Origin of the sequence: Streptomyces sp. NPDC094034 (assembly GCF_040303865.1) — a bacterium.
Lineage (GTDB): Bacteria > Actinomycetota > Actinomycetes > Streptomycetales > Streptomycetaceae > Streptomyces.
This window is the reverse complement of the sequence record NZ_JBEOUD010000018.1, coordinates 59,167-82,866: the sequence shown is the minus strand read 5'-3', so window position 1 is coordinate 82,866 and position 23,700 is coordinate 59,167. Positions and strand designations below refer to the sequence as shown.

Here is a 23,700-nt window from a genome sequence, read left to right as displayed (position 1 = left end):
GTTCGACGTCACACTCCGCAGACTACCGCTCACAGCCCGAAGCGACGTTGGAGATCGCCGAGCTGCCCCGGCATCCGGGGCGTGGACCCGGGTGACCCCTGATGCCCGGAGTGTCCCGAGGGGGCGCCGCCGCCCGGCACCCCGGGCTCCGAGGTGACCGCACCCAACGGCTGCTCCGCCATCAGCGCCTCCGTGGACTGCAACAGCACCGTCCCGGCCCCGACGAACTCGAACTGATGCTCCTCGCCGGACGTACCGCCGATCCCCGTCAACGACCTGATCCCGCCCAGTACTCCGGTCATATAGCCGTGATCGTAGTGGTGGCACGGCGACGGGCAGTCCGCCCAGCCCACCAGCGCCTGCGGATCCACCCGCAGGGGTGGCTCCATGAAGACCACGGGCCCGTTGGACGCGGCCACGAACTTCCCCGTACCGATCAGCGTCAGAAAGCCCGGCACGATCGACTGCTTCAATGCCAGCGAGGGCTGGTAGGCCAGCAGATTGCCGGACCGGATCGTCAGATTCCCGTCCTCCAGATCGAACGAGTTGACGTCGAAGGCGCGGTCGGCGAGCAGCATCTTGCCGCTGCCCTCCGCCACCACCCAGTCACTGGCGTGCAGCGGTGAGTGGAAGCTCGTACGCATCAGCCGCTCGAACCGGCCGTGGCCGATGCCGTCGAAGGTGATCTGCCCGTAGTAGGCGATCATCTTCCCCTTCTGCAGGAACCACTGGCTCCCCTTCAACTCCACACAGAAGGTGTACGAGTTGACGTTGTCGTCGCTCGGCAGCGTCATCGGGTCATGGATCACGGGCGCGCTCACAGCTTCTCCTCCGACGCCTGGACGTACACCGCGCCACTGCCGCTCAACTCCAGCTGGAACGCCTCGCCGGAGCCGCGCCCGACCATGTCGCGCCAGCCGAGCGCCGTGGACAGCTTGTTCCGTACGTCGCCGTGGTGCGCGACATACGCCTGCGGGTCCACATGGACCTCGCGTCCCGGGGCGATGGGCACCTCGATCACCCCGCCGTGCGCCATCACCGCGACCGCGCCATGGCCCTTGAGGGTGGTGGTGAACAGGCCCTGGCCCGTCACCTGTCCCCGCACCATGCCCATGATCCCGCCCTGTGAGCCCATGAACATCGTGCCCTGCTGGAGGGTCCCGTCGAAGGCGAGCAGCCGGTCCGCCTCCACATACAGGGTGTCGCCCGCCAGATTGATGACCTGGATGTGATGGCCGCCATGGCCGAACATCACCGTGCCGCTCCCCTCGACCGTCATCAGCGGGGTCGCCTCATTGGCCACGCGCCGTCCGATCATGGACATCAGACCGCCCTGACCGCCCTGGATGTTGGGGGTGAAGCTGACGTCGCCGCGGTACGCGAGCATCGCGCCGCGCTGGCTGAACATCTTCTGGCCGGGCAGGACCGTCGCCTCGACCATCTTCGAGTTGATCTCACGGAACGGCATCAGACGTCGCCCCCGATCGTGTTCCGCTCGCTGGGCTGTATGTAGACGAGCCCGTCGCCCTCGAAGCGGATCTGGAAGGCCTCGCCCGAGCCCTCGCCCATGAACGTACGGAAGTTGACGCCGGACTGGAACTTCTGCTGGAGGTTCCCCTGGTGCGCGATATAGGCGCCGGGGTCGACGAAGAGCGGGTACTGCGGGGTCACCCGCAGGATCACCGCCTGGCCCTCCGACATGATCGCGGCCTGGCCCATGCCCTCCACGGTGGTCGTGAACAGGCCGGTGCCGGTCGCCCCGCCCCGCAGGCCGGTGAACGAGGTGCCCGTACGCAGCCCCGCGTCGGTGCACAGCAGATTGCTCGCCTCGACGAAGAGCTTGTCGCCGTGCAGCGAGACAAGACTGATCTCGCTCGCGCGGTCGGCGAAGTAGCAGGTGCCCTGACCCTTCACCTCCATCACGGTCATCTGTTCGCCGGTGAGCCGGCGGGTCACCATCCCGCGCAGACCCTCACCGCCGCCGGACATCTTCTTGAACGCCATCCGGCCGTCGTACGCGACCATCGAGCCGTTCTTCGCCTTGACGGCGTCGCCGGTCATGTCGACGGCGAGCACCTTGCTGCCTTGCAGTCGGAACTGAGCCACGGATCGAAGGTAACGGGCGGCACTGACAGGGAACAGGGCCCATGGTCCGGGATCACCCCCGATCCGACCCTGATAACGGTCGGGCAAAGCCGGGCTGCCACAATGAGAGCGCGCTTGTGCACACATTCACAAGATCACGTCTGCCCCCGATGCCGAAGGTGCCTCCTCGTGGACATCAAGACCGCCTCCTCCCTCCATCGTCTCCGTCTGGTCTCCGCCCCGGAGGCCGTGTCGTTCCTGCTGCTCCTCGTCTGCTCGGTGCTCAAGCGCACGACGGACTTCAACGCGGTCCCCGTGATGGGCGCCGTCCACGGGCTGCTCTTCGTGCTGTACGTGGTGTTCTGGCTGGACGCCTGGAACCGCACCAAGTGGTCCTTCGGCACCGCGGCCCTCTACTTCGTCCTCTCCGTCCTGCCGGCGGGCGGCTTCTTCGCCGAGCGCAAGCTCAAGCGCGCCGCCGACGACGCGGTCATCGCCTCGCGCGCGCGGCGCGAGGGCACGGTGAGCGCATGATCGTCGCGTTCTCGGTGAGCCCGCTGGGCGTGGGGGAGGACGTCGGCGAGTACGTCGCCGACGCCGTCCGGGTCGTCCGCGAGTCCGGGCTGCCCAACCGCACGGACGCCATGTTCACCTCGGTCGAGGGGGAGTGGGACGAGGTGATGGACGTCGTGAAGCGGGCCGTCGCCGCGGTCGAGGCCCGCGCCGGGCGGGTCTCACTCGTTCTCAAGGCCGACATCCGGCCGGGGGTCACGGACGGGCTCACCTCGAAGGTCGAGACGGTGGAGCGCTACCTCGCCGACTGACTGACCCGTACGCCGTAACCTCCGCGCGGAGTGCCGCTCGCACGGACGCCTCAAGTCGACACGCCGTTAAATGTCCCTTTTTGTAGGGATATCAATCTGGTGCGACAGCTGGAGGCATCCGTGCGGCCGGAGGGTTCTGAGTACGACTACGACATCCACAGCTGCCTGGCCGGCCCGCTCAGCGAACCGGACCGGGCCGTGGCCTACCGGGTGCGCTACCGGAGTCTGCTCGCGCGGGAACCCCACCGAATAAGAGCCGTCCTGCTGATGGCCCTGGCGCCGCTGCTCTCCGGGGCCCTGCTCTGCTATCTGGTCTGGCCCACCCACCGCACCGAGCGCGAGGGCGCCGACCGCTGGCTGGTGGTCTTCGACCAGGTGATGCTGGGCTCGATCGGGCTCATCGCCCTCTTCATGCTCGTCAACGTCACTTCGGTCGCCCACGCCACGATGGTCGCCAGGGACCCCATACCCGTTCCCGCCGAACCGGGCACCCGCGTCGCGTTCCTCACCACGTACGTCCCGGGCAAGGAACCGCTCGCCATGGTGCGGGCCACGCTCGAAGGAGCCGTCCGGCTGCGGCACCGCGGCACGCTCGACATCTGGCTGCTGGACGAGGGCGACGACAGCGCGGCCAGGGCGCTCTGCGAGGACCTGGGGGTACGCCACTTCACCCGGCACGGCATACCCGAGTGGAACCGCCCACGGGGCGTGCACAGGGCACGCACCAAGCACGGCAACTACAACGCCTGGCTCGCCATGCACGGCGAGGACTACGACTTCTTCGCCTCGGTCGACACCGACCACATCCCGCTCCCGAACTTCCTGGAGCGGATGATGGGCTACTTCCGCGACCCGGACACCGCCTTCGTCGTCGGCCCCCAGGTGTACGGCAACTACAGCGCGCCGGTCACCAAGGCCGCCGAGTCCCAGCAGTTCCTGTTCCACGCGCTGATCCAGCGGGCCGGCAACCGCTACCACGCCCCGATGTTCGTCGGTACGAACAATGTCGTCCGGATCAGGGCGGTCATGCAGATCGGCGGTCTCTACGACTCGATCACCGAGGACATGGCCACCGGGTTCGAGCTGCACCGCACCAGGAACCCCGTCACCGGCCGGTTCTGGCGCTCCGTCTACACCCCCGACGTACTGGCCGTGGGCGAGGGCCCCGCCTCCTGGACCGATTTCTTCACCCAGCAGCTGCGCTGGTCGCGAGGGACGTACGAGACGCTGCTCAAGCAGTACTGGAAGGCGCCGTTGCGGGTGCCGCCCGGCCGGCTGCTGAGCTACACGCTGATGCTCGTCTACTACCCGATGACCGCCATCAACTGGTTCCTCGGCATCCTCAGCTGCGTTCTCTTCCTCTGGTTCGGCGCCTCGGGCACCCAGGTCTCGACCTCGGTCCTGCTGATGCTCTACAGCGACGCCGCCGCCCTGCAGATCGGGCTCTATCTCTGGAACCGGCGGCACAACGTCTCGCCCCACGAGCCGTGCGGCTCGGGCGGTCTCGCCGGGATGGCGATGTCCGCGCTCTCCGCGCCGGTCTATCTGCGGTCGCTGATCTCGGCCGTACTCCGCACCCACGGCCGGTTCGTGGTCACCCCCAAGGGCGGCCGGGCGAGCCCCGACCGGCTGATGACCTTCCGGCTCCATCTGTTCTGGGCCGCCGTGCTGATCGCCTCGCTCGTCGCGTCGGTGTTCCTCGGCCACACCCACGCGGCGATGCGCACCTGGGCGGTCCTGGCGCTGGCGATCGCGCTCGCGCCGGTGGGCGTCTGGTGCTGGACGCTGCGCGCCGAGCGCTCCGAGCGCGCCGAGCGCGGCACCGTACGCACCGGCATGACAGCCGTCGAGGACCCGGGGCCGGCCCTGGAGCCGGGCCTGGAACCGACCCCGCGGCCGGAACTGGAACGGGAGCCGGAACGGGAGCCCGAACTGGAACTGGAGGAACCGGCACTGGAGCTGGCACCGGAGCCGGCGTTCGCCGTGACGCCTGTGACGACGACAGGAGGGAACTGACCCATGTCCCCGCGCCACCGGCCGCGCCGCAGGCCGTCGGAGAAGTTCAAGAGGACGCTGCTCGGCGGCGGAGCGCTGGTGGTGCTGGCCGCCCTCAACGCTCCCGCGGCCTTCTCCTTCGCCCAGGAGAAGTACCACGCCTACAAGATCGCGCAGCCGGGCTACAAACAGCGCTACGGCTCCTGGGAGATCCTCGACGTCCCGAAGGAATACCGTACGAACGCGATCCACGCGGCCCTGCTGCACACCGGCAAGGTGCTGATCATCGCCGGCTCCGGCAACAACCAGAAGAAGTTCGACGAGGGGTCGTTCGACACGATCCTCTGGAACCCGGCGGACAACTCCTTCAAGAAGATCCCCACCCCGGAGGACTTCTTCTGCTCGGGCCACTCCCAACTCCCCGACGGGCGGCTGCTGGTGGCGGGCGGCACGGCACGCTACGAGGTCCTCGACGGCGAGGTGGAGCGGGCCGGCGGCCGGATGCGGGTCAAGAACGAGAATCCCGACCGGTCCTACACCTTCAAGAAGGGCACCCGCTTCCGCTCCCCCTCGGGTGTCGAGTTCGTCAGCAAGTTCGATGTCACCGTGCCCAGGGCGAAGAAGGAACTCAAGGTCGGGTACGGGCAGGGCGGCCGGATGCTGCCCTGGCGCACGAAGGTGACGGCGGGCGAGGCGCGGGTGTTCGTGGAGGCCGCCGAGAAGGGCCCGCGAGGGCTGACCACCCAGGCCGCGCAGTACGAGATCGTCGGGCTCACGGGCAAGGACGCGGACAATCTCTATGGCCTCGCGCAGAAACTCACCACGGAGAAGCAGGACTTCCAGGGCATCAGATCCGCGTACGAGTTCGACCCCAGGGCCGAGAAGTACGTCCCGGTGAACCCGATGAAGGAAGCCCGCTGGTACCCCACATTGGTGACCCTGGACAACGGGAAGGTGCTGGCCGTCTCGGGTCTCGACGACGTCGGCGCCGTACTCACCGGGGACAACGAGCTGTACGACCCGGCCACCAAGGAGTGGTCCAAGGGCCCCACCCGCTACTTCCCGACCTATCCCGCGCTCTTCCTCACCAAGGGCGGCAAGCTGTTCTACTCGGGCTCCAACGCGGGGTACGGGCCCGCCGAGAAGGGCCGGCAGCCGGGGCTCTGGGACCTCACGAAGAACACCTTCACCGAGGTCGGCGGGCTCACCGACCAGGATCAGACGGAGACCTCGGCCTCCCTGATGCTGCCGCCGGCGCAGGACCAGCGGGTGATGGTGCTCGGTGGCGGGGGCGTCGGTGAGTCCTCCAAGGCCACCAGCCGCACGGCGATCGTCGACCTCAAGCAGGACAGCCCGGCCTTCCAGGAAGGGCCCAGGCTGCCGCAGGGCACCCGCTATCTGAGCAGCGTGCTGCTCCCGGACGACACGGTGTTCACCACCGGCGGCTCCTCCGACTATCGCGGGCGCAGCGCCAGCGACATCCTCAAGGCGCAGTTCTACGAGCCGCGGACCAATACGTTCCGGCCGGCCGCCGACCCGACCGTGGGGCGCAACTACCACTCGGAGGCGCTGCTGCTGCCCGACGGCCGTGTGGTCACCTTCGGCTCCGACCCGCTCTTCCGGGACGCGGACAACACCAGACTCGGCACCTTCGAACAGCGGGTGGAGATCTACACGCCGCCCTATCTTCAGGGCGACAGGGCCGGTGAGAACAGACCGGCGCTGGGGGAGGGCCCGAAGGAGGTCGACCGTGACGGCCGGGCCACCTTCCGCGCCGCCCGGCCCGACCGGATCGTGAAGGCGAGGCTGATGCGGCCGAGCGCCGTGACCCACACGACCGATGTCGAGCAACGCTCGATCGAGCTGGCACTCACGAAGAGCAAGGACGCGGTGACGGTCGAGGTGCCGAAGGACCGGGCGATGGTGCCGCCCGGCTGGTACATGCTCTTCGTCACCGACTCCGACGGCGTCCCGTCCCGGGCGAAGTGGGTCCGGGTGGACTGAGACGCATACGTCCGCGCCAAAGACATGCCCCAGCAGGCGCTTGGACGAGACGTCGGACTTCCCGTCCGGTCCTTCGCCTCGTCCAGTCCTTCGCCTCTAGTCCTTCGCCTCGTTCTTGTCCTTCGTCCTGAGGGCGAGGCCCAGCGCGTAGTCGGGCCACCACGTGCCGGCCGCCGGGCCGCCCCGGCAGGGGCCGTCCGAGTCGCCGGGGCGCTTGATCCAGAGATAGGCGTCCAGCAGCTCGTTGCCGGTGTTGGTGGTGGGCGGTGAGCCGAGCGCCCGGCCCGGCGGGTTGCACCAGGCCTCGTCCCGGTTGCCCCGCAGCGGGCCCGCGCCGTTCCTGCTGGTGTCGATGGTGAAGTGGACATCGCCGAGCAGCCCCGAGAGCCGGGTGCCGTACGCCTTGACCACGTCGTTCGTCTGGAAGTTGGAGACATTGAGCGAGAAGCCGTCGGCCGCGGCGATCCCGGCCCGCCGAAGCGGCTCGGTGAGCCTGGCGGGGTCGGAGATCCAGTCCGGATTTCCGGCGTCCAGATAGACCCTGGTACGCGGCTGCCGCTTGAGCCTGTCGATGGCGTGGGCGAGCAGCTCGTACCGCTCGTCATGATGCTCCGCCGGGGTGCAGTCGTCCGTCAGGTGCGGGATGGCGTCCGGCTCCAGGATCACGATGGCCTCGGCGTCGCCGATGGCCTCGGCGAAGGCGCCGATCCAGTCGCGGTAGTACTGGGCGTCATGGGCGCCGCCCGCGGAGTAGAGCCCGCAGTCGCGGTGGGGGATGTTGTACGCGACGAGGACGGCCGTGCTCCTGGTGGCCTTCGCGCCGCGTACGACCCGGTCGATCCCGGGCTCGGGGTTGTCACCGGCCGGCCATTCGGCCACCGCGCGCTCGGAGATCCGCCGCAGGGCCTTCGCGTCGTCCGTACGTCCCTGTTTCTCCCACACCCTGACCTGGCGGGCCGCGTCGCTCTCCGGGTCGATCCAGAAAGGCGAGGACGTGGTGGGGTCGGTTTCGCCGCGGAGCGCGGAGGGGCCGGTCCGCCCGGCCCGGTCGGTCCGCTCGACGGAGTCCTCGCCGGTTTCGGGGGAGCAGCCGGTGGCCGTCAGCGCCAGCGCCGCCGCGAGGGCGGCGGAGGCGAGCGAGCGCGGGCGGCGGCGCGTTGCGTGCGGGCGGTGTGGTCCCCGGCTGGACATCCAGCCCCCTCGGAAGATGACTGGGCAGTGACAAGACCGGCATATCGTTACATAACACTGCGTCGACTGTGAGGTGCGACACCTGCCGAGGGCGGCCGGGCCGACCGAACGGACCGAAGTGCGAGACGGGGCCCGCCGTCAAGTGACCTCTCGGTAGGGTCGGAGCCGTGCCGAAACCGCTCAGCCTTCCCTTCGACCCCATCGCCCGCGCCGACGAACTCTGGCAGCAGCGCTGGGGGCCCATGCCGGCCATGGCGGCGATCACCTCGATCATGCGCGCGCAACAGATCCTGCTGGCGGGCGTGGACGCGGTGGTCAAGCCGTACGGGCTGACGTTCGCCCGGTATGAGGCGCTGGTGCTGCTCACCTTCTCCAAGGCGGGCGAGCTGCCGATGTCCAAGATCGGCGAGCGGCTGATGGTCCACCCGACGTCGGTCACCAATACCGTCGACCGGCTGGTGAAATCCGGTCTGGTCGACAAGCGGCCCAATCCGAACGACGGCCGCGGCACGCTCGCGTCCATCACCGACAAGGGCCGTGAGGTGGTGGAGGCGGCCACCCACGATCTGGTGGAGATGGACTTCGGGCTCGGGGCCTACGACACCGAGGAGTGCGCGGAGATCTTCGCGATGCTCCGCCCGCTGCGGGTGGCGGCCAGGGACTTCGACGACGCGGGCTGAGCCAGGGGGCTTCGACGACGCGGGCTGAGCCGGGGGGCCCGTCGGCGCCGGAAGGGCCCGGGATACGCTCGGGGCCATGAAACAGAGCGTGCTGTCCCGCTACCGGGTGATGGCGTACGTCACCGCCGTATGGCTGCTGGTCTTCACCGTGGCGATCATCCTGAAGTACGGATTCGACACCGGCGACACGATGCTGATCTCCCAGATCCACGGTGTGCTGTTCATCGTGTACGTCGTCTTCGCCTTCGATCTGGGCTCCAAGGCGAAGTGGCCCTTCGGCAAGCTCCTCTGGGTGCTGGCCGCGGGGTGCATCCCGGTCGCGTCGTTCTTCGTCGAGCCGAAGATCACCCGCGAGGCCCGGCCGCTGGTCACGGACCGCGAGCCCGCCACCGCCGAGGCCTGACGGCCCCGCCCGCACGAGCTGTGGGCGGTTTGGCATCGACATTTACTTGGACGTCCTAGTAAATTTGAAGGCATGGACGCCATGGAGGAGGGCCGCCTGCGCTGGCAGGCCCGGTACGACAAGGCCCGCAAGCGCGACGCGGATTTCAGCATGCTCTCCGGTGACCCGGTGGAGCCGGTCTACGGGCCCAGGCCCGGCGACACCTATGAGGGCTTCGAGCGGATCGGGTGGCCGGGGGAGTACCCCTTCACCCGGGGGCTGCACCCCACCGGCTACCGCGGCCGGACGTGGACGATCCGCCAGTTCGCCGGATTCGGCAACGCCCAGCAGACCAATGAGCGCTACAAGACGATCCTGGCCAACGGCGGCGGCGGCCTCTCCGTCGCCTTCGACATGCCGACGCTCATGGGCCGCGACTCCGACGATCCGCGCTCGCTCGGCGAGGTCGGCCACTGCGGGGTCGCCATCGACTCCGCCGCCGACATGGAGATCCTTTTCGGCGGAATCCCGCTCGGCGAGGTCACCACCTCGATGACCATCAGCGGCCCCGCGGTGCCGGTCTTCTGCATGTACTTGGTCGCGGCGGAGCGCCAGGGCGTCGATCCGGCCATACTCAACGGCACGCTCCAGACCGACATCTTCAAGGAGTACATCGCGCAGAAGGAGTGGCTGTTCCAGCCCGAGCCGCATCTGCGTCTGATCGGCGATCTGATGGAGCACTGCGCCACCTCCATCCCCGCGTACAAGCCGCTCTCCGTCTCCGGGTACCACATCCGCGAGGCCGGGGCGACGGCCGCGCAGGAGCTCGCGTACACCCTCGCGGACGGCTTCGGCTATGTGGAGCTGGGGCTGAGCCGGGGCCTGGACGTGGACACCTTCGCGCCCGGTCTCTCCTTCTTCTTCGACGCCCACCTCGACTTCTTCGAGGAGATCGCCAAGTTCCGCGCGGCCCGCCGGATCTGGGCGCGCTGGATGAAGGAGGTGTACGGCGCGCGGACCGACAAGGCCCAGTGGCTGCGCTTCCACACCCAGACGGCGGGTGTCTCCCTCACCGCGCAGCAGCCGTACAACAACGTCGTACGGACGGCGGTGGAGGCGCTGGCGGCCGTCCTCGGCGGTACGAACTCCCTGCACACCAACGCACTGGACGAGACCCTCGCCCTGCCGAGCGAGCAGGCCGCCGAGATCGCGCTCCGTACCCAGCAGGTGCTGATGGAGGAGACGGGCGTCGCGAACGTGGCCGACCCGCTGGGCGGCTCCTGGTTCATCGAGCAGCTGACCGACCGGATCGAGGCCGACGCCGAGAAGATCTTCGAACAGATCAAGGAGCGCGGTTTGCGCGCCCACCCGGACGGACAGCACCCGATCGGTCCCATCACCTCCGGCATCCTGCGGGGGATCGAGGACGGCTGGTTCACCGGCGAGATCGCCGAGTCCGCGTTCCGCTACCAGCGGTCGCTGGAGAAGGGCGACAAGCGGGTCGTCGGCGTCAATGTCCACCATGGCTCGGTCACCGGCGATCTGGAGATCCTGCGGGTCAGCCATGAGGTCGAGCGCGACCAGGTCCAGGTCCTGGCCGAGCGCAAGGGCGCCCGGGACGACGCCCGGGTCCGTACGGCCCTGGAGGCCATGCTGAGCGCCGCCCGCGACGGCTCGAACATGATCGCCCCGATGCTGGAGGCGGTACGGGCCGAGGCGTCGCTCGGCGAGATCTGCGGCGTGCTGCGCGAGGAGTGGGGGACGTACACGGAACCGCCCGGCTTCTGAGGCTCCCCGGCTTCTGATCCACTCGGCCCCTGTGGCCGCTTGGTTCCCTTCTCCTCTTCGCGAATACCTCTGAGTGAGAGCTAAAATGGTGGTATGACCACGGAGGAGTTCCCCGACTCGCTCGCGGTCGTCCTCGCGGGCGTCCAGCGGATGATCCGGCGGCGGCTGCGCGAGAGCTCGCCCGTGCCGCCGCTGCGCGGCGCGCAGATCGAGCTGCTGCGGCTGGTCGCGGCCCGTCCGGGGATCCGGGTGTCGGACGCCGCCAGGGAGCTGTTTCTCGCCGGCAACTCGGTCTCCACCCTGGTCAATCAGCTCAGCCGGGCCGGCTATCTGCTGCGCGAGACCGACCCGGACGACCGGCGTTCGGCGCGTCTGCTGCCCACCCCGGCGGCCGAGGCGCGGCTGAGCGAATGGGAATCGCGCCGGCGCGCGCTCCTGCGCGAGCAGGTGGAACATCTGTCGGACGAGGAGCGCGCGGCGCTGGTGGCGGCCCTGCCCGCACTGCGCGGGCTCGCCGAGAACCTGCACGACGGAGGCGCGCGAGCGGGGGCAGTGCGGGAATCGGGGGGAGTGAAAGCGGGGGGAGTGGGAGCGGGGGGACGGAGAACGGAGGGAACATGACCGACACACCGTTCACCGGCGACGCCGGGCCGGACGGCGTGGACCCCGCCGGGCCCGACGCCGTCAGCTGCCGCGGACTGGACTACGCGTTCGGCGAGACCAGGGCCGTCCAGAACCTCGACCTCTCGGTCCACGCGGGCGAGGTCTTCGGGCTGCTCGGTCCGAACGGCGCGGGCAAGACCACCGCGATCCGCTGCATCACCACCCTGCTGCCCGTACCGGCGGGCATGGTGCGGGTGTTCGGACACGACGCGGCGAAGGAGAAGATGGCGGTACGCCGCCTGCTGGGCTACGTACCCCAGCAACTGTCCGCCGACGCCGCGCTGACGGGCCGCGAGAACGTGACACTGTTCGCCCGGGTCTTCGACGTCCCGCGCCGCGAGCGCTCGCGACGGGTCGCCCAGGCGCTGGCCGCCGTCGATCTGACCGCCGCGGCCGACCGGATGGCCAAGACGTACTCCGGCGGCATGATCCGCCGGCTCGAACTCGCGCAGGCGCTGGTCAGCGCGCCGAGACTGCTCATGCTCGACGAGCCGACGATCGGCCTCGACCCGATCGCCCGCACCAGCGTCTGGGAGCGCATCAACGCCGTACGGCAAGCCACGGGCATGACCGTGCTGGTGACCACGCACTACATGGACGAGGCCGACCAGTACTGCGACCGCGTCGCACTGATGCACCACGGACGGATCCACGCGCTCGGCACCCCCGGTGAGCTGAGGGCCGAACTGCGCGAGCGCCGGGCGGCGTCGGGTGCCTCGGGCGCCTCGGGCGCCTCGGGTGCCTCGGGCTCGGGCGGGAAGGACGCCCTGCCGACGCTGGAGGATGTCTTCAGGGATGTGGCAGGCAGCGGTCTCGACGAGGAGGGAGGCGACTTCCGAGATGTCAGGAGCACCCGCCGCACCGCGTCCCGCGTCGGCTGAGGAGACCGGCCCCGGCCGGCTGGACCTGCTGCTCGTACCACCCCGTGCCCGCACCGGCTGGCGAGTGCTGACCGCCAGGGTCGTCGCGATGTGCGTGGTCGAGTTGCAGAAGCTGCGGCACGACCGTACCGAGCTGTACACCCGGGCCGTTCAGCCCGCGCTCTGGCTGCTGATCTTCGGTGAGACCTTCACCAGGATCAAGGCCATCCCCACCGGCGGCATTCCGTATATCGACTTTCTCGCGCCCGGCATCATCGCCCAGTCCGCGATGTTCATCGCGATTTTCTACGGCATCATGATCATCTGGGAGCGGGACGCCGGTATTCTGACCAAACTGCTGGTCACGCCAACCCCCAGGGCCGCGCTCATCAGTGGCAAGGCGTTCGCCTCCGGGGTGAAGGCGCTGATCCAGGCGGTGGTGGTGATCGTCATCGCCGCGGCCCTGGGCGTCGGTCTGACCTGGAACCCGCTGCGGCTGCTCGGGGTGGCCGTCGTGGTGGTCCTCGGCTCGGCGTTCTTCTCCTGTCTGTCGATGACGATCGCCGGGATCGTGCTGACGCGCGACCGGCTGATGGGTATCGGGCAGGCCATCACCATGCCGCTCTTCTTCGCCTCGAATGCCCTCTATCCGGTGGCGATCATGCCCGGCTGGCTCCAGGTGCTGAGCAAGATGAACCCGCTGAGCTACCAGGTCGACGCGTTGCGCGGGCTGTTGCTCGGTACGCCGTCCCATCTGCTGCTCGACTTCGGCGTACTGCTGGGGGCGGCGGCCGTGGGCATCGCGGCGGCCTCGTCGCTGCTGGGACGGCTGGCCCGCTGACGCGACACATACGCGAACCGCGGCGGAGCCGGTCCGGTACGGCGGTCGGCCCGGTGCGCCTGAGCCGGCCCGTACGCCTGAGCCGGCCTCTCGCCTGAGCCGGCCCGTACGCCCGAGCCGGCCCGTACGCCCGAGCCGGCCCCCTACGCCTGAGTCAGTCCTGTACCGCGGCCAGACCGCCGAGCAGCAGGGCCGTGAACATGCGCGCCCACTCCTCGTCGACCGGCACCGCGCTGACCAGGGTGCGATGGAACACCGCGCCGGCGATCACATCGAAGATCAGATCCGCCGTGCGGGCCGCCTTCACCTGGTCCGGCTCGCGGGGGAGTTCACCGCGGCTCTGGGCGCGCTCGCGGCCCAGCAGCACCAGCCTCTTCTGGCGGTCGACGATCGAGGCGCGGACACGGGCCCGCAGCGCCTCGTCCCGGGTGGCCTCCGCGACCACCGCCATCAGGGCCGTCTTGGTCTCGGGCCGTTCCAGCAGCGCCGCGAACTGGACCACCACGCCCTCGACATCGGCCGCCAGGCTGCCCCGGTCCGGCAGCTCCAGCTCGTCGAAGAGCACCGCGACCGCGTCCACGACCAGCGCGCTCTTGGCCGGCCACCGTCGGTAGAGCGTGGTCTTGGCGACGCCCGCCCGGGCCGCCACATCGCCCATCGTCAGCTTGGACCAGCCCAGCTCACCCAGCGCGGCCCGGGTCGCCTCCAGAATGGCGGAGTCGGCCTCGGCGCTGCGGGGGCGCCCTCTTCGACTGCACATGACGGCGACCATACCGGCCAGTAGCCCAGGCGCTGTGAGCCAGTTCACCGGATGGATCTTCCCTGCCACGCCACCCGGCCGTTACGCTACGGGGCGTAGCGAAAGCGGAGGCGGGCACGCCCGTCGCGCGGTGGTGGGCCTACCGCTTTTCAGAAGTGTGCGCGGAGGGGGGAGGATGTACTCATGCAGCCTAGGAACATGTCCATGAGCGGCGTCGTCGACCTTGCCGCGGTGAAGGCGGCCGGTGAGGCCAAGGCGAAGGCGGAGCAGGCCCGCGCGGAGGCGGCCCGCCAGGGCGGCACCGCTGCCGTACCCCCCTCCAGTCTGGTGATCGACGTCGATGAGGCGGGCTTCGAGCGCGATGTCCTCCAGCGTTCCACCGAGGTCCCGGTCGTCATCGACTTCTGGGCCGAGTGGTGCGAGCCCTGCAAGCAGCTCAGCCCGGTGCTCGAACGGCTGGCGCGTGAGTACAACGGCCGGTTCGTCCTCGCCAAGATCGATGTCGACGCCAATCAGATGCTGATGCAGCAGTTCGGGATCCAGGGCATCCCCGCGGTCTTCGCGGTGGTGGCGGGACAGGCGCTGCCGCTCTTCCAGGGCGCGGCCCCGGAGGCCCAGATCCGGGGGACCCTGGACCAGTTGATCCAGGTCGGCGAGGAGCGCTTCGGGCTGACCGGCATCGCGGTCGACCCCGGCGCGGAGACGGACGCGGCGGACGGCGCCGAGCAGGAGGCCGTCGAACCGGAGGGACCGTACGACGCCCTGCTGGAGGCGGCCGTACGCGCGCTGGACGCCAATGACTTCGCCGGCGCCTCGCGGGCGTACCGCGACGTCCTGGCCGACGACCCCGGCAACTCGGAGGCCAGGCTCGGCCTCGCCCAGGCCGAACTGCTCGCGCGCGTACAGGACATGGACCAGGCGCGGGTACGCAAGGACGCGGCGGACAAGCCGGGCGATGTCCAGGCGCAGATCGCGGCGGCCGACCTCGATCTGGTCGGCGGACATGTGGAGGACGCCTTCGGCCGGCTGGTCGAGGCCGTGCGCCGGACGGCCGGGGACGACCGGGAGGCGGCGCGGGTGCGGTTGCTGGAGCTGTTCGAAGTGATCGGTGGGGACGACTCCAGGGTGACGGCGGCGCGTTCGGCTCTGGCGAGGGTTCTTTTCTGATGCGTTGAGGTAGTTGAGGTATTCGCCGGATTCACGGTCGCCGACTCCGCGGTGTGCGCGCGGATTTGGTGACACGGCGACGACAGCGGTCGCGCTTTACCAAAACTTGGTAAAAGCGGCCGCTGTTACTCGCAGTAAATCGACCCCCTTGCCCTGTCCTGCTATGAGGGGCAATCGCCGTTTCTGTCGCACCGTTGGGTCACACCCTGTGTGGCCGCCCGATACCGCCGGGTCGCCCGCTGGTTATCGGGCCGTTACTAGCCAGTAACGAACCCCCTTGTGTCCCGGGCGCGAATGCACCACGATCGGCGACGCTCGGTCCAATTCCGCACCAGCACGGCAGCCAGCCGCGCCGTCGGTCCTGGGTCCCCACCGAGCGGACCGGCGGCAGCGTCCGCCGGCCCGGACAGGGGGGTTCCTGCCTACCCGGCAGGGCCTGTCCAGAGGTTGCGCGAAGGCGTGGCCAGTGGTTGTCGCTCGGGGGTGATCGCCGGTGGTTCCGGACGCGGTTGGCGCCTCGGGCACGGGCGCTCTCCTTACCGAGGACGTAGCACTTCTCCCATCCCAGGACGGGCTCCCACCCGATCCGGAGATGTACGTCCGAGAAGGAGGACATTCATGGAGTCCCAAGTTCGAGGCGGGACCAGATGGCGGCGGTTCGCCGTCGTCATGGTGCCGAGTGTGGCCGCGACCGCGGCGATAGGTGTCGCGCTCGCACAGGGGGCGCTGGCCGCGTCGTTCAGCGTGTCGGGGCAGAGTTTCAAGGTGCGGGCCGAGAAGCTGGTCGGCTACAACTTCGTGCAGTACGGCGGCGTTGCCGAGGGTGTCGACTCCAAGGGCAAGCCGGCCGCGCACCCGGTGGCCGTGTCCGGGTTCAAGACCGCCGACATCACGAACATGTGCCAGTCCGTGGTCACCCCGCTGCCGTGGGGCAGCCATGTGACGCTGGTGCTGAAGGCCGGCAACAAGGGCACGGACATCAAGGCGGAGAACCTCTACCTCGATGTCGAATCGCTCGACGCCGACGCGGAGTTCAAGAACATCGACATCGGTGTGGCGGCCGGCTCCACCAAGACCCCCGGCATCCAGCCGGGAACGAGGGCGGACCCGAACGGCTTCGCCCAGCAGGCCGATGAGGCCGTTCTGAGGGACGTGAGGCAGACCGCGTGGGCGACCACCGCGGGCACGTTCAAGCTTCCCGACCTCAATCTGAGGCTCAAGATCGGTGACCCCAAGAAATACGAGTGCTTCTAGTGCGCCTCCCGGCGCGCTCTGCCCGGTCGCGCGGCAGACATCGCCGGTCACGGCCGTAAGCACCGCCGACGAGTGGGCCGGGCGGTCCCCGGACTGTTCGGCCCGCTCGGCCCCCTGTCTTTGATCGCAATACCGCATACCGTTTTCCAGGGAGCTGTTTTTCATGAGCGCCGAGTCCACAGGTTCCCGCGGATTCACCTACTGGCGGCTTCGGTTCCGCGCCTGGCGAGGCTCCCGGCCGTTCTGGGCGGGCGTGTTCACCCTTCTCGGCGGGCTGCCGATCGCCTATTTCCCTTACGCCCAGCTCCATTTCGGCAATCTGACCCTGGCCATGTCCACCACGGCCGGCGCGGGTTCGCTGATCATCGGCGTACTGCTGGTGACCTTGGGTCTGACGATGTGGTTCCAGAGCGCCGTCCGGGTCTTCGCCGGTGTCGCCGCCATTCTGCTGGCGCTGGTATCGATCCCGGTCTCCAACATCGGCGGCTTCCTGCTGGGCTTCCTGCTCGCCATGCTCGGCGGCGCGCTCTCGATCTCCTGGGCACCCGACAAGTGGGTCAGGTCGGCCGCCGAACTCGACACCCCCCACGAGGCACCGGAGTCCGACGGCGACGGTGACCCTTTCTTCCCCGGTCCGCGCGACGGGGAGGACCCGAACGTGACGGATACGACTGCCCATGCCAACGGCGGGAGGAACAGTGCGGGGTGACAGCACACAGCGAGTCGCGGCCGGAGGCGATGATTCCCGGGTGAGAAAAGGGCCGCGGCACGCGGCCCCCAAGAAGTCGCTCCTGACCAAGCTCCAGATACCCGCCGGCAAGGCGATGGCGCTGGCGGCGATGCCGACGGCCGTCTTCGTGGGCATGGGGCTCACACCCCGGCTCGCGCTGGCCGACGACAGCAAGGACATCCCCTTCGCCCCCGGGCCGTGCGTGACCCGCTCGGACGAGCCGTCCGCCTCGGCGTCGGAGTCGCCCGGTCCCACGCCGTCGGCGTCGGAGTCGGCGTCGCCGAAGCCGGGTGAGTCACCGCCGGAGCCGGAGCCGGAGCCGGAGTCGCCTGAGCCGACGACGAGCGGGAGTTCAGCGCCGGAATCCGGGGATTCAGGTTCCTCGGACTCCGGATCGTCGGACTCCGGAACGTCGGACTCCGAGGCCTCGGACTCCAAGCGGCCCGCCGACGAGTCGTCAGGACCGGACTCGACCCCGGCCCCCACGGAGTCCAGGAACCCGCTGGACCCGCTGGGGCTGGGAGACGCGCTGGGAGACCTCCTCGGCGTACCGGACAAGGACAAGACGAGCAGCCCGGCGCCGAGCACCTCCGCCACACGGAAGCCGGACACCGAACCGACCACGAAGCCGACGTCCGAACCGGAGAGTTCCAGGACGGAGGGCCCGGCGGACGGCTCCACCGACGACAAGGGGACGAGCGACGGGCCGGCCGACCAGGCCGTCGACGGAACCAAGGACGCCATCAAGGACGCGGCGGACAAGGTCGGCGCCGAGGTCGAGGAACTGGACGAGGACGCGAAGGGGCTCGACGCCCGCAAGGACGACGACATCCCCGCGGGCGCGGACGGCAAGGAGCCCTTCCCCTGCCCGACGGCCGACCCCGAGGCCCTGGCCGCGGCCGAGCAGGAGCAGGGCATCCCGCTCCTGCCCGACCACCCATGGACGCTGCACAGTTCACTGCTGACGCTGCGTGGCCTGGACTACAAGGGGATCGTCGAGGTGAAGACGGGCAGCGGCAAGATCAAGAAGGCGCTGAAGTTCACCTCCACCTCGCTGGACATCAAGGACCTGCACCAGACCGTCGTCTACCCCCAGGGCAGGACGGGCCATGTGAAGGCGCGCGAGGGCTCCACTTCCACGATCCGCGACGGCGAGGTGACGATGTACACGGAACGGCTCAAGGGCAACCTCTTCGGCCTCATCCCGATCACCTTCAGCCCGGAGACCCCGCCCCCGCTGAACATCCCGTTCGCCTTCTTCACCGACGTCGAGGTGACCCAGGCGGGCCAGTTCGGCGGCACGCTCACGGTCCCCGGCCTCCAGAACTACATCACGAACTGATCCGAATCCCCGTGAGCCGCGGGAGAGATGTGGCTGTGGGCCGCGCCCCCTCAAGGGCGCGGCCCACAGCCGTACACGCTCGTCACCGCGTCGGGCATACGCCTCAGTCGCGGTCGCCGCCGCCCAAGTGGTGGACGCGGACCATGTTGGTGGTGCCGGGGACGCCGGGAGGGGAGCCGGCGGTGATGATCATGGCGTCGCCCTCGTTGTAGCGCTGGAGCTTCAGCAACTCCTCGTCCACCAGATCGACCATCGCGTCCGTGCTGCTCACCCAGGGCACGATGAAGGACTCCACGCCCCAGCTCAGGGTGAGCTGGTTACGGGTCGACTCGTCCGTCGTGAAGGCCAGGATCGGCTGGGCCGCGCGGTAGCGGGAGAGACGGCGGGCCGTGTCGCCGGACTGGGTGAAGGCGACCAGCGCCTTGCCGCCCAGGAAGTCCGCGATCTCACAGGCGGCGCGGGCCACCGAACCGCCCTGGGTACGCGGCTTCTTGCCCGGGACCAGCGGCTGGAGGCCCTTGGAGAGCAGTTCCTCCTCGGCCGCGACCACGATCTTCGACATCGTCTTGACCGTCTCGACCGGGTACGCGCCCACCGAGGACTCGGCGGAGAGCATGACCGCGTCCGCGCCGTCCAGGATCGCGTTCGCGACATCGGACGCCTCGGCGCGGGTGGGGCGGGAGTTGGTGATCATCGACTCCATCATCTGGGTCGCCACGATCACCGGCTTGGCGTTGCGGCGGCACAGCTCGATCAGCCGCTTCTGCACCATCGGGACCTTTTCGAGCGGGTACTCGACGGCCAGGTCACCGCGCGCCACCATCACGCTGTCGAAGGCCGCGACCACGGCCTCCATGTTGGCGACCGCCTGCGGCTTCTCGACCTTGGCGATGACGGGGACCCGGCGGCCCTCCTCGTCCATGATCTTGTGGACGTCCAGCACGTCGTGCGCGTCGCGGACGAACGAGAGCGCGATCATGTCGCAGCCCATCCGCAGACCGAAGCGCAGGTCCTCGATGTCCTTCTCGGACAGGGCGGGGACATTGACCGCCGCGCCCGGCAGGTTGATGCCCTTGTGGTCGGAGATCACCCCGCCCTCGATGACGATGGACTTGACCTGCGGGCCGTCGACCTCGACCACCCGCAGCTCGACATTGCCGTCGTTGATCAGGATCTGGTCGCCCTTGGAGACATCCCCGGGCAGGCCCTTGTAGGTGGTGCCGCAGATGGACTTGTCGCCGGCGACATCCTCGGTGGTGATGGTGAACTCGTCACCGCGCACCAGCTCGACCGGGCCCTCGGCGAAGGTCTCCAGACGGATCTTGGGGCCCTGGAGGTCGACGAGGACACCCACGGCGCGGCCGGTGTCCGCGGCCGCCTTCCGCACGCGGTTGTACCGCTCCTGGTGCTCCGGGTGGCTTCCGTGGCTCATGTTGAGTCGGGCCACATTCATACCGGCCTCGATGAGCGACTTCAGCTGCTCGTACGAGTCGACGGCGGGGCCCAGTGTGCAGACGATTTTGGAACGGCGCATGAGGCGGATCCTATCGGTTTGTTTCGATGCGGAATATTCCGTCTGGTGGAATGTACAAATGGGCGGGTGCCCGCTCAGGCGTCGACTGCCCGATCCTCGACGACCAGTGCGAAGGTCTGTCGCGCGATCTCCAGCTCCTCGTCCGTCGGGACCACGGCCACCACGGTCCCGGCGGACTCCGCCGAGATGATCCGCGGCTCGTCGGAACGTACGGTATTGCGCTCCGCGTCCACCGTCAGGCCAAGACTCTCCAGACCTGCGACGGCAGCTTCCCGCACCGACGCCGCGTTCTCGCCCACACCCGCCGTGAAGACCACGGCGTCCACTCGCCCGAGCACCGCGGTATAAGCGCCGATGTACTTCTTCAACCGGTGGATATAGATGTCGAAAGCGAGTGCCGCCCGCGCGTCGCCCTCGTCGACCCTGCGGCGGATCTCCCTCATGTCGTTGTCCCCGCAGAGGCCGACCAGACCACTCCTTTTGTTCAGAAGTTCATCGATCTCGTCAACGGACATTCCGGCGACACGCTTCAGATGGAAGGTGACCGCCGGATCGATGTCCCCGGACCGCGTCCCCATCACCAGCCCCTCCAACGGCGTCAGCCCCATCGAGGTGTCCACGCACCGGCCGCCCTCGACGGCCGACGCCGACGCGCCATTGCCGAGATGCAGCACGATCACATTCACCTCGGACGGATCCTTGCCGAGCAACTCGGCGGCCTTCCGGGAGACATACGCGTGCGACGTGCCGTGGAAGCCGTAGCGGCGGATTCGGTGCGCGTCGGCCGTCGCGGCGTCGATCGCGTACCGCGCGGCGTACTCCGGCATCGTCGTATGGAACGCGGTGTCGAAGACCGCCACCTGCGGCAGATCGGGACGGAGCTCGCGCGCCGTACGAATACCGATGAGATTCGCCGGATTGTGCAGCGGCGCCACCGGTACCAGCCGCTCGATCTCCTTCAGCACGGCGTCGTCGACGAGGGTCGGCTCGCTGAACTCCAGCCCGCCGTGGACGACGCGATGACCGATCGCCGCCAGATCGGGGGAGTCGAGCCCCAGCCCGTCGCGCGCCAGCTCGTCCGCGACCGCCTCAAGCGCCGCCGCGTGATCGGCGATCCTCCCCGTACGCTCGCGCTTTCCACCGAGTTCCCGGGCCGACGGGGTGTGCACCAGCCGTGAGGTCTCCTCACCGATGCGCTCCACCAGACCGACCGCGAGCCGGGAGCTGTCCCGCATCTCCAGCAGTTGGTACTTCAGCGACGACGAGCCGGAGTTGAGGACGAGGACACGGGTGGCGGGGGAGTGCGCGGTCACGGGCTGTCGGCCTTCTGTCGTAGTCATGGAGTCGTGGTCATCGTCGCGGGCGGCGGTGCTCACACGCCCTCGCCCTGCGCCTGGATGGCCGTGATGGCGACCGTATTCACAATGTCCTGCACGAGCGCCCCGCGCGAAAGGTCATTGACCGGCTTGCGCAGCCCCTGGAGCACCGGGCCCACGGCCACGGCTCCCGCCGAGCGCTGCACGGCCTTGTAGGTGTTGTTACCGGTGTTCAGGTCGGGAAAGACCAGCACCGTCGCCCGGCCCGCCACCTCCGACTCGGGCAGCTTGGTCGCCGCCACGGACGGCTCGACCGCCGCGTCGTACTGGATCGGCCCCTCGATCCGCAGATCCGGCCGCGCCGCGCGCACCAGCTCCGTGGCCTCGCGCACCTTGTCGACATCCGCGCCCGAGCCCGACGTACCCGTGGAGTACGAGAGCATCGCGATCCGCGGCTCGACCCCGAAACGGGCGGCGGTGGCGGCGGACTGGACGGCGATGTCCGCGAGCTGCGCCGCGTCAGGATCCGGGTTCACGGCACAGTCGCCGTACACCAGCACCTTGTCGGCCAGGCACATGAAGAAGACCGACGAGACGATGGAGGCGTCCGCCCGCGTCTTGATGATCTCGAAGGCCGGCCGGATGGTGGCGGCCGTGGAGTGCACGGAACCGGAGACCATGCCGTCGGCCAGCCCCTCCCGCACCATCAGCGTGCCGAAGTAATTGACGTCCGCCACCACGTCGTACGCCAGCTCCACCGACACGCCCCGATGGGCGCGCAGTTCCGCGTACCGCTCCGCGAAGGACCGGCGCAGCTCGGAGGTGGCCGGATCGATCAGCTGTGTCGCGGAGAGATCGATACCGAGGTCGGCCGCCTTCTTACGGATGACCTCCGGGTCGCCGAGCAGCGTCAGCTCGCACACATCGCGGCGCAGCAGCACATCGGCGGCGCGCAGCACACGTTCCTCCGCGCCCTCGGGCAGGACGACACGACGGCGGTGCGCGCGGGCCTGTTCGAGCAGTTCGTGCTCGAACATCATCGGCGTCACCCGGCCGCTGCGCGCCACCGACATCCGCGCCAGCAGCGCGGCGGTGTCCACATGCCGCTCGAACAGACCCAGCGCCGTCTCCGCCTTGCGTGGTGTCGCGGCGTTCAACTTCCCTTCCAGACCGAAGAGTTCGGTGGCCGTGGGGAAGGAGCGGCCGGGCACCGACACCACCGGCGTGCCGGGCGCGAGCCGCGCCGCCAGGGTCAGTATCGAGTCCTCGGGACGTTCGTCCAGCGTGAGCAGCACCCCCGCTATGGGCGGTGTCCCCGCGGAGTGGGCGGCGAGCGCCCCCACGACCAGATCGGCACGGTCCCCGGGGGTGACCACCATGCACCCGGGGGTCAGCGCGCCCAGGAAGTTCGGCAGCATCGCGCCGCCGAAGACGAAGTCCAGCGCGTCCCTGGCCAGGCCCGAGTCGTCGCCGAGCAGCACCGTGCCCCCCAGGGCCGCGGTGATCTGGGCCACCGTCGGGGCCGCCAGCGCCGGTTCGTCCGGCAGCACATAACAGGGCACCGGCAGCTGGGCCGCCAGCCCCTCGGCGATCGACTCGCGGTCCTCGGCGGCCACCCGGTTGACGACCATGGTCAGCACATCGCAGCCCAGCACCTGGTACGCGCGGTGGGCGTTGCGCGCCTCGGCCCGTACGGACTCGGCCGTCTGCCCCTTGCCGCCCACCACGGGTATCACCGACGCGCCGAACTCGTTGGCGAGCCGGGCGTTGAGCGCCAGCTCGTCGGGCAGCTGCGTCGCCGCGAAGTCCGTACCGAGCACGAGCACGACCTCGTACCCCCGCGCCACCCGGTGGAACCGCTCGACCAGCCGCGAGACCAACTCGTCGGTGCCCCGCTCGGCCTGGAGCGCGGACGCCTCGTGGTAGTCGAGCCCGTACACCGTCGCCGGATCCTGTGACAGCCGGTAGCGGGCGCGCAACAGATCGAAGAGCCGGTCGGGACCGTCATGGACCAGCGGACGGAAGACCCCCACCCGGTCCACCTGCCGGGTCAGTAGCTCCATGACCCCCAGCTCCACGACCTGGCGGCCGTCCCCGCGGTCGATCCCGGTCACGTACACGCTGCGCGTCACGCGTGCTCTCCCGTCCCTGTTCATGGGGACGTCCCACTCCGACGGGGTGGCCCCGCGGCCCGTAGGAGGTCCCGGCTCCTGTGATCAGCGATTCCCGTTAGGGTGGCAATGCCCTCTTGACAATACCTCCGGGGGTGGTTACGTCGCCCGGG

General features: G+C 69.3%; 21 protein-coding genes and 1 pseudogene. 14 read left to right on the top strand and 8 right to left on the bottom strand.

The window, feature by feature from the left end; translation table 11 throughout:
- Positions 1-29: 29 nt before the first annotated feature.
- From ABTZ59_RS18145 to ABTZ59_RS18135, 3 genes are read right to left on the bottom strand one after another with little or no spacing between them, the layout of a single operon-like run.
- Positions 30-821 carry an AIM24 family protein gene (locus ABTZ59_RS18145; protein WP_351399336.1) on the bottom strand — a complete coding sequence of 264 codons (792 nt, stop codon included), beginning with the start codon at positions 819-821 and terminating at the stop codon, positions 30-32.
- A complete protein-coding gene (locus ABTZ59_RS18140) occupies positions 818-1,468 on the bottom strand; it encodes an AIM24 family protein (protein WP_351399328.1) in 651 nt (216 codons plus the stop codon). Before ABTZ59_RS18140 ends, ABTZ59_RS18145 begins: the two co-directional genes overlap by 4 nt.
- A complete protein-coding gene (locus tag ABTZ59_RS18135; protein ID WP_351399319.1) occupies positions 1,468-2,106 on the bottom strand; it encodes an AIM24 family protein in 639 nt (212 codons plus the stop codon). Before ABTZ59_RS18135 ends, ABTZ59_RS18140 begins: the two co-directional genes overlap by 1 nt.
- A 168-nt stretch (positions 2,107-2,274) precedes the next feature.
- On the opposite strand from ABTZ59_RS18135, the gene ABTZ59_RS18130 reads away from it, so the two are divergent.
- From ABTZ59_RS18130 to glxA, 4 genes are all read left to right on the top strand, one after another.
- Positions 2,275-2,619, top strand: coding sequence for a DUF3817 domain-containing protein (locus ABTZ59_RS18130; RefSeq protein ID WP_030351952.1), 345 nt, complete (start codon positions 2,275-2,277; stop codon positions 2,617-2,619).
- Positions 2,616-2,909 (top strand): MTH1187 family thiamine-binding protein, encoded by a 294-nt coding sequence (locus ABTZ59_RS18125; RefSeq protein ID WP_014048385.1) that lies wholly within the window; start codon positions 2,616-2,618, stop codon positions 2,907-2,909. Before ABTZ59_RS18130 ends, ABTZ59_RS18125 begins: the two co-directional genes overlap by 4 nt.
- A 120-nt stretch (positions 2,910-3,029) precedes the next feature.
- Positions 3,030-4,925 (top strand): glycosyltransferase family 2 protein, encoded by a 1,896-nt coding sequence (locus tag ABTZ59_RS18120; protein ID WP_351400264.1) that lies wholly within the window; start codon positions 3,030-3,032, stop codon positions 4,923-4,925.
- 3 nt (positions 4,926-4,928) lie between these two features.
- Complete coding sequence (gene glxA / locus ABTZ59_RS18115; RefSeq protein WP_351399294.1) at positions 4,929-6,908, top strand: radical copper oxidase GlxA; 1,980 nt, start codon at positions 4,929-4,931, stop codon at positions 6,906-6,908.
- Between the two features lie 96 nt (positions 6,909-7,004).
- Here glxA and ABTZ59_RS18110 read toward each other — a convergent pair whose 3' ends face one another.
- Positions 7,005-8,099, bottom strand: a complete 1,095-nt coding sequence (locus ABTZ59_RS18110) for a glycoside hydrolase family 6 protein (protein ID WP_351399285.1) — start codon at positions 8,097-8,099, stop codon at positions 7,005-7,007.
- A gap of 167 nt (positions 8,100-8,266) precedes the next feature.
- Here ABTZ59_RS18110 and ABTZ59_RS18105 point away from each other — a divergent pair, with 167 nt between their 5' ends.
- The 6 genes and pseudogenes from ABTZ59_RS18105 to ABTZ59_RS18080 all read left to right on the top strand — a co-directional run bounded on the left by ABTZ59_RS18105 (position 8,267) and on the right by ABTZ59_RS18080 (position 13,313).
- A complete protein-coding gene (locus ABTZ59_RS18105) occupies positions 8,267-8,779 on the top strand; it encodes a MarR family winged helix-turn-helix transcriptional regulator (protein WP_351399277.1) in 513 nt (170 codons plus the stop codon).
- 76 nt (positions 8,780-8,855) lie between these two features.
- Positions 8,856-9,182: a DUF3817 domain-containing protein gene (locus ABTZ59_RS18100; RefSeq protein WP_351399268.1), complete on the top strand. Its 327-nt coding sequence runs from the start codon at positions 8,856-8,858 to the stop codon at positions 9,180-9,182.
- Between the two features lie 72 nt (positions 9,183-9,254).
- Positions 9,255-10,949, top strand: coding sequence for a coenzyme B12-dependent isobutyryl-CoA mutase large subunit (icmA, locus tag ABTZ59_RS18095; protein WP_351399261.1), 1,695 nt, complete (start codon positions 9,255-9,257; stop codon positions 10,947-10,949).
- Between the two features lie 93 nt (positions 10,950-11,042).
- Positions 11,043-11,480: pseudogene (locus tag ABTZ59_RS18090) on the top strand (MarR family winged helix-turn-helix transcriptional regulator); the annotation flags it as partial.
- Positions 11,481-11,566: 86 nt separating this feature from the next.
- A complete protein-coding gene (locus ABTZ59_RS18085; RefSeq protein WP_351399245.1) occupies positions 11,567-12,493 on the top strand; it encodes an ATP-binding cassette domain-containing protein in 927 nt (308 codons plus the stop codon).
- Positions 12,453-13,313 (top strand): ABC transporter permease, encoded by an 861-nt coding sequence (locus ABTZ59_RS18080; protein ID WP_351399228.1) that lies wholly within the window; start codon positions 12,453-12,455, stop codon positions 13,311-13,313. Before ABTZ59_RS18085 ends, ABTZ59_RS18080 begins: the two co-directional genes overlap by 41 nt.
- Before the next feature lie 154 nt (positions 13,314-13,467).
- Here ABTZ59_RS18080 and ABTZ59_RS18075 read toward each other — a convergent pair whose 3' ends face one another.
- Complete coding sequence (locus tag ABTZ59_RS18075) at positions 13,468-14,073, bottom strand: TetR/AcrR family transcriptional regulator (RefSeq protein WP_351399211.1); 606 nt, start codon at positions 14,071-14,073, stop codon at positions 13,468-13,470.
- A 183-nt stretch (positions 14,074-14,256) separates the two neighbouring features.
- On the opposite strand from ABTZ59_RS18075, the gene ABTZ59_RS18070 reads away from it, so the two are divergent.
- The 4 genes from ABTZ59_RS18070 to ABTZ59_RS18055 all read left to right on the top strand — a co-directional run bounded on the left by ABTZ59_RS18070 (position 14,257) and on the right by ABTZ59_RS18055 (position 18,566).
- Positions 14,257-15,240: a tetratricopeptide repeat protein gene (locus tag ABTZ59_RS18070; RefSeq protein ID WP_351399192.1), complete on the top strand. Its 984-nt coding sequence runs from the start codon at positions 14,257-14,259 to the stop codon at positions 15,238-15,240.
- 618 nt (positions 15,241-15,858) lie between these two features.
- Positions 15,859-16,494: a DUF6230 family protein gene (locus tag ABTZ59_RS18065; protein WP_351399184.1), complete on the top strand. Its 636-nt coding sequence runs from the start codon at positions 15,859-15,861 to the stop codon at positions 16,492-16,494.
- A gap of 163 nt (positions 16,495-16,657) precedes the next feature.
- Positions 16,658-17,203 (top strand): DUF6114 domain-containing protein, encoded by a 546-nt coding sequence (locus tag ABTZ59_RS18060; RefSeq protein WP_351399173.1) that lies wholly within the window; start codon positions 16,658-16,660, stop codon positions 17,201-17,203.
- Complete coding sequence (locus ABTZ59_RS18055) at positions 17,193-18,566, top strand: hypothetical protein (protein WP_351399160.1); 1,374 nt, start codon at positions 17,193-17,195, stop codon at positions 18,564-18,566. The genes ABTZ59_RS18060 and ABTZ59_RS18055 overlap by 11 nt, the downstream gene beginning before the upstream one ends.
- 103 nt (positions 18,567-18,669) lie before the next feature.
- Here the strand turns inward: ABTZ59_RS18055 and pyk are convergent, their stop codons facing one another.
- The 3 genes from pyk to pta form a co-directional block, all read right to left on the bottom strand.
- Positions 18,670-20,100, bottom strand: a complete 1,431-nt coding sequence (gene pyk / locus ABTZ59_RS18050; protein WP_351399154.1) for a pyruvate kinase — start codon at positions 20,098-20,100, stop codon at positions 18,670-18,672.
- Between the two features lie 74 nt (positions 20,101-20,174).
- Positions 20,175-21,440, bottom strand: a complete 1,266-nt coding sequence (locus ABTZ59_RS18045; protein WP_351399143.1) for an acetate kinase — start codon at positions 21,438-21,440, stop codon at positions 20,175-20,177.
- 32 nt (positions 21,441-21,472) lie between these two features.
- A complete protein-coding gene (gene pta, locus ABTZ59_RS18040; protein WP_351399130.1) occupies positions 21,473-23,548 on the bottom strand; it encodes a phosphate acetyltransferase in 2,076 nt (691 codons plus the stop codon).
- Positions 23,549-23,700: the final 152 nt, after the last annotated feature.

What these genes read in the sequence shown, in the direction of transcription:
- ABTZ59_RS18110 (WP_351399285.1), bottom strand. Translation starts at nt 8,099, where the DNA reads ATGTCCAGCCGGGGACCACACCGCCCGCACGCAACGCGCCGCCGCCCG.
- ABTZ59_RS18125 (WP_014048385.1), top strand. Translation starts at nt 2,616, where the DNA reads ATGATCGTCGCGTTCTCGGTGAGCCCGCTGGGCGTGGGGGAGGACGTC.
- ABTZ59_RS18060 (WP_351399173.1), top strand. Translation starts at nt 16,658, where the DNA reads ATGAGCGCCGAGTCCACAGGTTCCCGCGGATTCACCTACTGGCGGCTT.
- ABTZ59_RS18065 (WP_351399184.1), top strand. Translation starts at nt 15,859, where the DNA reads ATGGAGTCCCAAGTTCGAGGCGGGACCAGATGGCGGCGGTTCGCCGTC.
- pyk (WP_351399154.1), bottom strand. Translation starts at nt 20,100, where the DNA reads ATGCGCCGTTCCAAAATCGTCTGCACACTGGGCCCCGCCGTCGACTCG.
- ABTZ59_RS18075 (WP_351399211.1), bottom strand. Translation starts at nt 14,073, where the DNA reads ATGTGCAGTCGAAGAGGGCGCCCCCGCAGCGCCGAGGCCGACTCCGCC.
- ABTZ59_RS18140 (WP_351399328.1), bottom strand. Translation starts at nt 1,468, where the DNA reads ATGCCGTTCCGTGAGATCAACTCGAAGATGGTCGAGGCGACGGTCCTG.
- icmA (WP_351399261.1), top strand. Translation starts at nt 9,255, where the DNA reads ATGGACGCCATGGAGGAGGGCCGCCTGCGCTGGCAGGCCCGGTACGAC.
- ABTZ59_RS18080 (WP_351399228.1), top strand. Translation starts at nt 12,453, where the DNA reads ATGTCAGGAGCACCCGCCGCACCGCGTCCCGCGTCGGCTGAGGAGACC.
- ABTZ59_RS18085 (WP_351399245.1), top strand. Translation starts at nt 11,567, where the DNA reads ATGACCGACACACCGTTCACCGGCGACGCCGGGCCGGACGGCGTGGAC.
- glxA (WP_351399294.1), top strand. Translation starts at nt 4,929, where the DNA reads ATGTCCCCGCGCCACCGGCCGCGCCGCAGGCCGTCGGAGAAGTTCAAG.
- ABTZ59_RS18100 (WP_351399268.1), top strand. Translation starts at nt 8,856, where the DNA reads ATGAAACAGAGCGTGCTGTCCCGCTACCGGGTGATGGCGTACGTCACC.
- ABTZ59_RS18045 (WP_351399143.1), bottom strand. Translation starts at nt 21,440, where the DNA reads ATGACTACGACAGAAGGCCGACAGCCCGTGACCGCGCACTCCCCCGCC.
- ABTZ59_RS18070 (WP_351399192.1), top strand. Translation starts at nt 14,257, where the DNA reads ATGCAGCCTAGGAACATGTCCATGAGCGGCGTCGTCGACCTTGCCGCG.